This window comes from Mesorhizobium sp. WSM4848 (genome assembly GCF_055811375.1).
In genome coordinates, this window is the sequence record NZ_JBVVPX010000069.1 from 1 (window position 1) to 9,840 (window position 9,840).

Below are 9,840 nucleotides of genomic sequence, written 5' to 3' on the forward strand. Positions count from 1 at the left end.
CGCTGAAGGCGATGGTCCTGGCGCGCGACGTCGAGAATGCCCGTCTGATTCAGATCATCAAGGAATTACAGCGTCATCGCTTCGGCCGGCGTGCCGAGACGCTCCCCGAGGATCAGCTCCTTCTTGGGCTCGAGGAGGCTGAACAGATCGAGGCGGCCGGCGAGGAAGAGGCCGAGGGGGCCTCTCCGGACCAGCGCCAGGCAAAGACTGCCAAACGCCGGGCCAACCGGGGTGCACTGCCGGCGAATCTTCCTCGTGTCGAGATGGTCGTCGACATCGAGGACCATGCTTGCCCGTGCTGCCGCAATGGCCTGCATCGGATCGGTGAGGACGTGAGCGAGCGGCTCGACATCGTTCCGGCGCAGCTGCGTGTGATCGTCGTGCGCCGGCCCAAATATGCCTGCCGCGCCTGTGAGGATGTGGTCGTTCAGGCTCCCGCGCCGGCCCGGTTGATCGAGGGTGGTCTTCCGACCGAGGCAACGGTCGCCCGGGTGCTGGTCTCCAAATACGCCGATCACTTGCCGCTCTATCGTCAGGCGCAGATCTATGCCCGGCAAGGCATCAATCTCGATCGTTCCACGCTCGCCGACTGGGTCCGCCTGGCATCTGCGCCCGGTGCATGAGCGGCTGCTTGGCAAGCTGAAGGCTTCGCCGAAGCTCTTTGCTGACGAAACCACCGCGCCGGTGCTCGATCCTGGCCGCGGCAAGACGAAGACCGGCCAACTCTGGGCCTATGCCCGCGATGACCGGCCATGGAATGGGAGCGACCCGCCGGGCGTCGCCTATGTCTATGCGCCGGACCGAAAGGCCGAGCGTCCGATCGCTCATCTCGCAGGCTTCACCGGAATCTCGCAGGTCGACGGCTATGGCGGCTATCGCGTGCTGGCCGACAAAAGCGGCGTCACGCTCGCCTTCTGCTGGGCACATGTGCGCCGACGCTTCTATGAACTGGCGGCAGCCGGTCCCGCGCCGATCGCCAGTGAGGCGCTGAGACGGATCGCCGAGCTCTATATGACCGAGGACCGCATCCGCGGCCAATCGGCCGAGGAAGCGCCGTGCGATGCGTCAGGAAAATAGCCGCGCTATCATCGCCGATTCTCGAACCCTGGCTGTGCGAAAAGCTCGGCTTGATCAGCCAGAAAACCAAGCTCGCCGAGGCGATCCGCTACACGCTCTCGCGTTGGAAAGGCCTCTCGCGCTTCCTTGACGATGGCCGCATTGAGATCGACAGCAACGTGGTCGAGCGCTCAATCCGTCCGATTGCGCTCACCGCAAGAACGCGCTTTGCAGGCTCCGACGGCGGCGCCGAACACTGGGCAGTCATCACGTCGCTGATCGAAACCTGCAAACTCAGCGGTGTCGAGCCGCTCGGCTATCTTGCTGATGTCCTCACCAGGATCGTCAACAGCCACCCCAACAGCCAGATCGACGATCTGCTGCCATGGGCCTACATCCCGGCTCCCGAGCTCGAGGCCGTGGCCTGAGAACAGCGCTTACGCTGCGCCATCTCATCAGGCATCCATATAACTGCAGAACGCAGCTTGGCCGCACAACGTTCACGTTCGACCCCGCACCATCGATGTGGGGTGACGGCTGATGGTGCCTATGACAGCCGCGCCTGTCACGCGGCCATTGCCGAGCGCGGGGCGGTGGTGGTTATCCAGCCCCGCAAAAACGGCAAGCCGTGGAAGGAGCGAACGGCGGGAGCGACAGCCCGCAATGAGGCGCTGCGAACTCAACGCCGCCTTGGCCGGGCAATTTGGCGACGCTGGACCGGTTACCACCGACGAGGTCTGGTCGAGGCCAAGATACGCTGCCTCAAGTTGTTGGCTGGACGCGTCATGTCGCGCGATTTCGACCGCCATGCGGCCGAGCTGCAGATCAGGGCAGCCATCTTGAGCCGCTTCACTGCCCTCGGAACGCCGTTCACGCGGCGCGCGGGATAGATCTGTCCAGGGAAAGAGCAACTCCGCCCGAAGCGCGATTTGCGCAACAAAGCCCAACCAGTTTGACAAACGCGATTAAAAAAATTCCCTGGGACGTCATCCTTTTGCTCGTCGCTATCCGCTTCGAACTTTTCTCACCAGTTCCACCCAAAGATCGATCCCATACGCTAGGGCGTTCTCATCAAAATTATAATTTGGATGATGAAGACCGTGGCTCGTGCCATTGCCCAGAAAGATAAAGGCACCTGGACGCTCTTGAAGCATATACGAGAAGTCTTCCGACGCCATTAGCGCCGGAGTCGCGCGATCGACTAGAGCCTCTCCGACGACGCTTGAGGCAACGTCAGCAAGAACCATGGCTTGCTCGGCGTGATTCACCGTCGACGGATATCCACGGTGATACATCAGTTCGATTTCAGCCCCATAGCCACTCGCGATAGAAGACGCGATGCTTCTGATCCGGCCTTCCCCCAACTCTCGATTTTTGTCCGACAGCGTTCTGACAGAACCCTTCAGGGAAACTTCCGAGGGGATGACGTTGTATGCTTCGCCCGCGCGGATCGATGTGACGGATACCACCATCGGATCGAGGGGATCGGCGCTCCGCGAAACGATCGTTTGAAAAGCGTTGATTATTTGATTGGCGATGACAATAGGATCGACTGTCTCATGCGGGCGCGCTGCATGTCCTCCCGTTCCGACAACCTTAAGGTCAAACCTATCGGACGCGGCCATCATCACATTGCTGGAAAGAGCAAACGATCCGATTCGCAGTCCAGGCATGTTATGTAGGGCATAAATCTCGTCGATCTTGAACCGGTCGAAAAGCCCTTCGTCGATCATGACCTTCGCGCCTCCGCCGCCTTCCTCGGCGGGTTGGAATATGGCAACAAAAACTCCCGGAAAATCTCGCTTCTCTGCCAGTAGTTTTACAGCAGCGAGAAGCATTGCAGTGTGGCCGTCATGCCCGCATGCGTGCATTCTTCCGGGGACGGTTGAGGCGAACTCCAGCCCAGTCTTTTCGGCGATGGGAAGTGCGTCCATATCGGCTCTTATCCCAATAGTGAGTGAGCCGGAACGCTGATCACCTTTTAGTACCGCCACGACGCCGGTCTCTCCGATACCCGTGGCCACCTCGTCGCATCCGAAACTACGCAGCAAGTCCGCCACCCGGCCAGAAGTCCTCTCAAGGTTAAAAAGGAGTTCTGGATGACGATGAAAATCGCGGCGCCATTCTATTGCTGAGGCCAGAACATCAGTTTTGGTCATCGCGGCGATACGAGCGCTCGACGCAGTGGAGCTTCGCGCCATGCCATTTTCGGTCAACTTCTAGTTGTTCCGCAGCCAGTTAGAATGTGTCGCACAAACCTCCTCGAAAGCGTCCGCGTACGCTTGTGCGTCGGCCGATGTGGTTGCGAGCGAAAAATTGATGGTGCCGCGCCGAGCCGCATAAATGCCCCGCGCCAGCAGTTCAAGATGAACGAGTTTTCGTTGTTGCGCATTGGTTTTGATATCTGAAGGGCGCGTGATCGGACTGTCTTGGAAATGGATCGAGATGATCGTTCCATATCCGCCAAGCTGCAGCGGAATTCCCAGTCTGCTGCCGACTCGACACAGCCGTTCGCGAAGGCCCGCAGCAAGCCCGTTGGCTGCCTCGATTGCTGATGGTGTAGCAACTTTGCTCAGGCCGGCGTCGCCCGCGGCCATGGACAGGATATTGTTGTTAAACGTCCCACCATGGGGAATGGCTCCCGGCTTTGTTGCATCGAGAAGAGTCATGACGGCCAATGAGCCGCCGAAGGCCCCGAAGCTCGCACCACCGCCTAAGAATTTGCCCAGCGTAGTCAGATCTGGACGAATGTGGAAAAATTCTTGTAGACCGCCGCCCGCCATACGGGCTGTCTGCACCTCATCAAAGATCAACAGGACGCTGTGCTTCTGTGTGTATTCGCGTAAGAATTGAAGGAACTCGCGATTGGCGAGAATCCCACCACCACTGCCGATCATGGGCTCGACAACGATGGCGGCGAGGTCATCACCGACGCTGTTGGCGGAAGCTTCGACTGATGGAGCAGAGTTGAAATCGGCGAACACGAAATCAGAGGTTCCGTAGTTGAGGTTCATTCCACCCAGGAAGCTAATCATGCTGCCGTGATAGCCACCATTGAACGCCAGAATCTTGTTACGTCCAGTTGCTTGGCGAGCCAATTGGAATGCGATGAGGTTCGCTTCAGTCCCCGAATTGCAGAAGCGAACTCGGTCAATGGAGGCAAAGCGACGGCAGATGTTCCGGGCCAATCGCTCTTCATACAGATTGGGTCCACCGAAACTCAACCCGCAGTGTATCGCCTCCGTCATTGCCGTGGCGATCACCGGATCGCTATGACCGTAAAACCCTGCAGTGAAGTCGTTCGAAAAATCGACATAGGTGTGCCCGTCCAAGTCTGTGACCGTGCTTCCCGAAGCTTTGCTGATCACCAGGGGAAAGGGATCAAAGTGCAAAACGGATCGGGTGCTTCCCCCTGGCAAGACCTCAGAAGCACGCTGCACCTGTTGGTGGCTCTTGGCATTACGCTTTCGGTAGTTGCTTTCGAGTTCTTCTAGAACCTGAGCAAGGGAAAGGGTGTCAGCCTGCTTTTGTACCAGCATGTTGGTGCTCCATATGCCGAAGTTGCGACGGCTTCGTTTTACCGCCGGATAAAAGTCGGACCGCACACGGCCGCGCAGCCTTGCCGGAGCTGTGTTAGCGACCACCTGCGCCAGAAAACGATCTTGTAGATTACGATGTCGCCGAACATCGCCCGCTAACGCTAGTCCGGCTCACCTTCAGAACGCCGACCGTAATGCTTGGGAGACAATAGAGGTCCTAATGCAAGATTGCGACCTCAGAGCTTTATTGCAAAGGTGGAACTTTTATGATGCGGAGCCTTGAATCGCCGATGCATCCCCACGGCGCGCGTGTGCCGGGGTCACACCAAATGTTCTTCTGAATGCCAAATTGAAGTTCGCGACGTGATTGTAGCCAACTTCGTACGCGACTTGCTTTAGCGGCATTTCCGTCGTCTGAAGCAGGCGGTTTGCCATCTCCATCCGCTTTCGCGCGCAGTACATGGAAATTGTGCAGCCGAACCGTTCAAGGAATAGGTTCGAAATCACGGTTGGATGAGCCTTTATTTGCTCCGAAATGAACCCCATAGTGGGCGTCGTTCGGAAATTCTCCTCAATGACCTTAACCGCCCGATCGAGTTTTTCGCCGTCGTCGATGGGATGACCTTCTGCTCTTCTCGCTTTTACCAGCGCGGCATCTATGCCAAGACAAAGTAATTCATCAGCTTTCGCGGAAAGAAAATCATGGATGACCAATTGATGCACCGTGGGTGCCACTATCTGTCTCGCAGACCGCTCCATATCGAGAGTAAGCGGAAATTCCAGCCAAAACGAAGGATCGCTGGATCGCGGGATTAGCTGTTGGACGAACTCGCTTATGGCGGCCACTTTCTCGATGATCTTGGGAGGACGACTTGGCCAGAAGCCGATGAGAATTGAGGTTTCCGTATCCCCTTTAGTCCATACGCTTGTACGAGGCGCGCCCTCCGCATGGTGGTAGATCACAAGTGTCGGAAGGCGGAGCTCCCGCCGGCCGAGGCTCGGCATGTCTAAGATCCGATGTCCTTGGAGATGAAACAGAAAAACGATGCGTCCAAGGCCAGGTTCCCTGTCTTCGAACGTCTTACTGGCGGTGATATGTTTAGCAGTGATCACAACTTCGTCATGCCGTGGGAACGCATCCTCGTAACCTTCACCAAAGCTGGTTGGGGGGACGGTGCGAACCGCGTCAGTCAAGCCGCTCGGATGCGATAGCAAACGAACGAAGGTCCTGCCAGCAGCTAAGCGTTCGTAAATTGCAGACAATTTGTTCTGTTGCCTTCCCTTCAAAACATCAATCAAGGGTCTCAGACCAGCAACCTTGCATAACCCCTACAGCTGTGACCATGCCTGTAGATCGACGACCATGGCATCATAAACGATCATGAACCAATGCACTATAGCTTCATCGTTATCAAAAGCCGGCTCGTTGCAGGAGCCGTTGGCGCTCCACTAGCGCCTTGGCGAGAACGATATGCTCATCGACGAGTGTCGCGGCTCCCTCACGCATCACAATCTTACCGTCTATGACGACGGTATCGACCGGAATGGCGGCCCCCGAGATACCGAGGAGATTGTCTGCGATCCCTGCCGGGCTCTGCGTGATATCTCCCTTTGCTCGGACTACGATGTCGGCCTTCTTCCCAACAGAAAGGCTGCCGAGGCGGGCGTCCTGCCCAAGGCAGCGGGCTGCGTCCAACGTCTGCATGCTCAGGATGTCGGAGTTCGACAGCGGCTGACGAAGTGAGCCGGCTAGGAGGCTTGCCGCGATCGCAGGCGACCCCAGGGGGAAGCTTAGCAAAGTGTCGATCGCGATAGCTACCGATACGCCACGACGGAACAGCCCGATTTGCTGCACTTCGCTGTTAACGAAGAGAGCACGCTGAAGCACGCTAAGAGGACACCAAATGACATTCACGCCATCGGCAACAATGATATCGGCGTCAGCAGCAGAGATGGCGTTTAAGTGTGTCAGCGTTGTTAGATTGTCGAGCACTTCGAGCCGTTGCAACCGCCGCACGCCACTTTCGCCCTGTTGTTGATATTCGGCGGCGTATGCATCAGCAAGGTAGCCAAGGTGTTGATTGAATATGGTGTCGTGCTGGCGAGCCAGGCTTTTAGCCGCGATAGTCAGCTCATCACTACAACAGCCTTCGCCATAGATGCAAACAAAGCCTTGCACGAGGTTTTTAGGATCCGAGTTTCGCCGAAGCTCCCTTTCCAGCGCTTCAATCGACGTGGCAAAATCTGGCGGAGCCCTGTTGAGCATCTTCTCCGGAATTAGGCTGCGCGAAGACACTCTCATCACCGACAGTTCATCCCAGGCATAGGGGGCAGAGACAAGCGCCCGGACCCCGCATCCAGCCACTGCATCGGCCATGGCGTCTGTTTCGAATACCGTCCCAGCTTCCGAAAATAAAGTATATCCCTTTCGCAGCATAGCGATAGCGAAAGCGGACGACAGCGCGGCGGTAATATCTTCGTCGGTCGCACATTTAAGATCGACATATGTTGGGCCACAACTGGCCAGTGCGTCCAGGTCAAATGCGTGAAAGGCTGCAGACGTCAGGTGTACATGCGGATCTATGAAGCCCGCGTGAACGATCGCGCCATCGGCGTCGATGACATTACCAGAATAGTAGTTGGTCGCCACTATCTCATCGCAGCCGACTGCCACGATGGTTCCGCTACTGACAGCAATGGATCCAGATGTATGAGTTGGATGATCGGGATCACTCGTGACGCACAGACCGCGTTTGATGATCAGATCAACTTCCTTTGGCGTATTGGAGTCCATCTCGCTTCCCTAATCGATGTCGAACCGGCTGGCGTTATCCCAGCAGATAGGACGGAGGACTTTCGGTCTAACAGTTGGCACACGCTGGCGCTGGTCCGGAGGCCAGCGTCAGCGTGAGATCCGCCGCCGACGTCCACCGCGTTACCTACTGCCGTAGGCGCCGAGCTGGACCATGGCGAGTGCCGCCTCGACCGGCCGCTCCATCTGCGCACGGTCGATCTTGCGTATACGCATTGGACGTTATCGTGCACCGGCATGTGGGGAAGAGGGCATACTTCTAAAAGACCATCCCCAAATTGCGCTTGTTGGGAGCAACATGCGTCATATCGGTTGCACCGACCTCAATGAGACCCCGCAGTAGGCCGTTCAAAGCCCGCGGTCATCATCAAAAGGGTCGCCTTGCCAGAAGCAGAGGGACCTAGGAGCGAGAGAAACTCCCCGCTTTCACGTCGACGGACATTCCCTCGACCGCGGTGACAGATCCGTAACGCGTCACGACTTCACGGCCGTGACCATTTCACCTTTCATTACATTGCCCATTTTATACTTGAATTCAGTGCAAATTAAACCGCTGACCAGCACGGTTCGCGCCCATCCGATCCGAACGGTCTCGGCCGCGCCTATCCTAGACATCTCGAAATCAGGTACAAGCTCTTGAAATTATGATCTGACCGTATTGGTTATGACCGGAGAGCTCTCGAACTGCTCGCAGCTCTTTGTGATAACCTCCAGCGGAGCAAGCCAGCCTACGAAGAAATCAGATTTCAATCAAAGATTTCAATCTGAGAGCGCCGGTAAGCAAGTCGACCACGGTTGCGGCGGAATAATCCTGCCGGCGCAGTAGAACCCGATTATCTGTTTTCGTTCTGCAGAGTGTCGAGGAGAATTGGGGATTCCACACAGTGGAACTATATCTGAAGGTGCGTTGGGCAGCCCTCTCGGAAGGAATAAGTCGGCCCTGAACAACGGCTAAATCATTGATCTTCTGGCAGTGGGAAGATCTGGAGAGGTATCCAATTTCGCCATGAGAACGGTGAGCGCGGCCTTGATGAAGGCACGCCAAAGAGCCAGTTTCGCCAGGATTAGGCGCAGATTGTGACCTGCGGCCACGAGCAGTGCATTGATGGCGTCGCCAGCATGCCCGAGGCCAGCCTGCCATCGGCCTTCATATGGCTGATGGCAGGCTCGATGGCCGATCGTCGTTTCAGCTCCCGTCGCATGGTCGGCGTCAGCCCGCGCCGGCTTCCGGCAATCATCACCGACGCCGATCCGGTGTAATCATGACCGCGATAGCCCTTGTCGACCCTAGATGCGATCCGGATCGATACCACCCATGGCAACAGCCTGACCGACGGTGCGTGAGAGCGTGTGCCCGTCATAGATCCCATGAGGAGTGGGTAGCGGCCTAGGCTCTGCCAAAGTGAGGTTGCTCAATATCCCACTCTGGAGACAATCATGCTTTTGAACACTGACGGGGCCGACACCCAAGCCGCTATCCGAACCAATCTTGGCGCAATGTCCGTGTCGTTAGAACTCTTATGTTCAAATGCAAGCGGCATGGCCACGACTGTTCATCCCGCCAATAATGGCCGGTCCTGCATAGCGTAGCTAATGCGCAATATAGGAGACAGGACCTCAAGACGACGGTTTGCAAACTCTTATACGCGGGTTGGATACCGCATTTCCGTGTGTACGCCTGGGGCTGCTTCTATCTAAGGACGGGCATCGACGTAGTCGGCCACTCAGTTCCATCGAAGATTCCCCGACCGGGGCCCTGCCTCCAATATTGAGCATCAGCAGATGATCGATCTTTTTTCCTCTTTCTAATGCGCGCGATATGCGGGCGCTTGGCTAAGCTTGGTGAGCTGGTTGCACTTCCTGGCCGATAGCCCATAGGAAAGCCCCATTTCTCTAGCGATCGCGGTGATCGCGATGGCCTTGTGCTTCCCCGCGAGGATCATTTTTTCTGCGTATTCCGACGAAGCCGGCCATCGATTCCGATTTGAAGCCGGCCAGTCATTCCGATTTCATTCCGGCCGGTGTTCCGATTTGAAGCCGGCCATTTTTTCGGACTGATCCTGGGTCTGGTTGATGTTTGGATTGGGTTTCGTTTCCGGTCAAGCTTGCGCTGTTTCAGACGCTCTTGGCGAGCGCTGTTTTCGCATGCGTTGTGAACGGCGGTCCAGGATGGCCTCGGCCAGAGTTGGGTTTGCAATGATCTCGTACCAGCGATCCAGGGGCAGCTGACTGGTGACGATTGTCGATCGGCGTTCGTAGCGGTCTTCAATGATCTCAAGCACATCACGCCGCTGGTCATCATTGAGTTTTTCCGGCCCCAATCATCGAGAATGAGAAGGTCGGTTTTGGCGAGTGGTTTGAGGATCCTGCCGTATCGCCCGTCGCCTCTTGCAAGCGCGAGGGCGGCGAACAGCCGAGGAACGCGGTGATAGG

General features: G+C 56.8%; 6 protein-coding genes and 3 pseudogenes. 2 read left to right on the plus strand and 7 right to left on the minus strand.

Going from position 1 to position 9,840, the window contains the following annotated elements; translation table 11 throughout:
- Positions 1-2: 2 nt before the first annotated feature.
- A pseudogene (gene tnpC / locus AC0L16_RS32865) lies at positions 3-1,484 on the plus strand (IS66 family transposase).
- Between the two features lie 57 nt (positions 1,485-1,541).
- Positions 1,542-1,946 (plus strand): transposase, encoded by a 405-nt coding sequence (locus tag AC0L16_RS32870; protein WP_473625679.1) that lies wholly within the window; start codon positions 1,542-1,544, stop codon positions 1,944-1,946.
- A 114-nt stretch (positions 1,947-2,060) separates the two neighbouring features.
- Here AC0L16_RS32870 and AC0L16_RS32875 read toward each other — a convergent pair whose 3' ends face one another.
- The 7 genes and pseudogenes from AC0L16_RS32875 to AC0L16_RS32905 form a co-directional block, all read right to left on the minus strand.
- A complete protein-coding gene (locus AC0L16_RS32875) occupies positions 2,061-3,215 on the minus strand; it encodes a M20 aminoacylase family protein (RefSeq protein WP_473625685.1) in 1,155 nt (384 codons plus the stop codon).
- A gap of 60 nt (positions 3,216-3,275) precedes the next feature.
- A complete protein-coding gene (locus tag AC0L16_RS32880) occupies positions 3,276-4,595 on the minus strand; it encodes an aspartate aminotransferase family protein (RefSeq protein WP_473625681.1) in 1,320 nt (439 codons plus the stop codon).
- 264 nt (positions 4,596-4,859) lie between these two features.
- The gene (locus AC0L16_RS32885) at positions 4,860-5,894 is read right to left on the minus strand and encodes a helix-turn-helix domain-containing protein (RefSeq protein ID WP_473625682.1); all 1,035 of its coding nucleotides are present in this window, start codon (positions 5,892-5,894) and stop codon (positions 4,860-4,862) included.
- A gap of 112 nt (positions 5,895-6,006) precedes the next feature.
- The gene (locus AC0L16_RS32890) at positions 6,007-7,389 is read right to left on the minus strand and encodes an amidohydrolase family protein (protein WP_473625683.1); all 1,383 of its coding nucleotides are present in this window, start codon (positions 7,387-7,389) and stop codon (positions 6,007-6,009) included.
- A gap of 341 nt (positions 7,390-7,730) precedes the next feature.
- On the minus strand, positions 7,731-7,871 hold the full coding sequence (locus AC0L16_RS32895) for an ATP-binding cassette domain-containing protein (protein WP_473625686.1): 141 nt from the start codon (positions 7,869-7,871) through the stop codon (positions 7,731-7,733).
- A 487-nt stretch (positions 7,872-8,358) separates the two neighbouring features.
- Positions 8,359-8,769 (minus strand): annotated as a pseudogene (locus tag AC0L16_RS32900) (IS5/IS1182 family transposase); the annotation flags it as partial.
- 742 nt (positions 8,770-9,511) lie between these two features.
- Positions 9,512-9,840: pseudogene (locus AC0L16_RS32905) on the minus strand (ATP-binding protein); the annotation flags it as partial.

What these genes read in the sequence shown, in the direction of transcription:
- AC0L16_RS32880 (WP_473625681.1), bottom strand. Translation starts at nt 4,595, where the DNA reads ATGCTGGTACAAAAGCAGGCTGACACCCTTTCCCTTGCTCAGGTTCTA.
- AC0L16_RS32890 (WP_473625683.1), bottom strand. Translation starts at nt 7,389, where the DNA reads ATGGACTCCAATACGCCAAAGGAAGTTGATCTGATCATCAAACGCGGT.
- AC0L16_RS32875 (WP_473625685.1), bottom strand. Translation starts at nt 3,215, where the DNA reads ATGACCAAAACTGATGTTCTGGCCTCAGCAATAGAATGGCGCCGCGAT.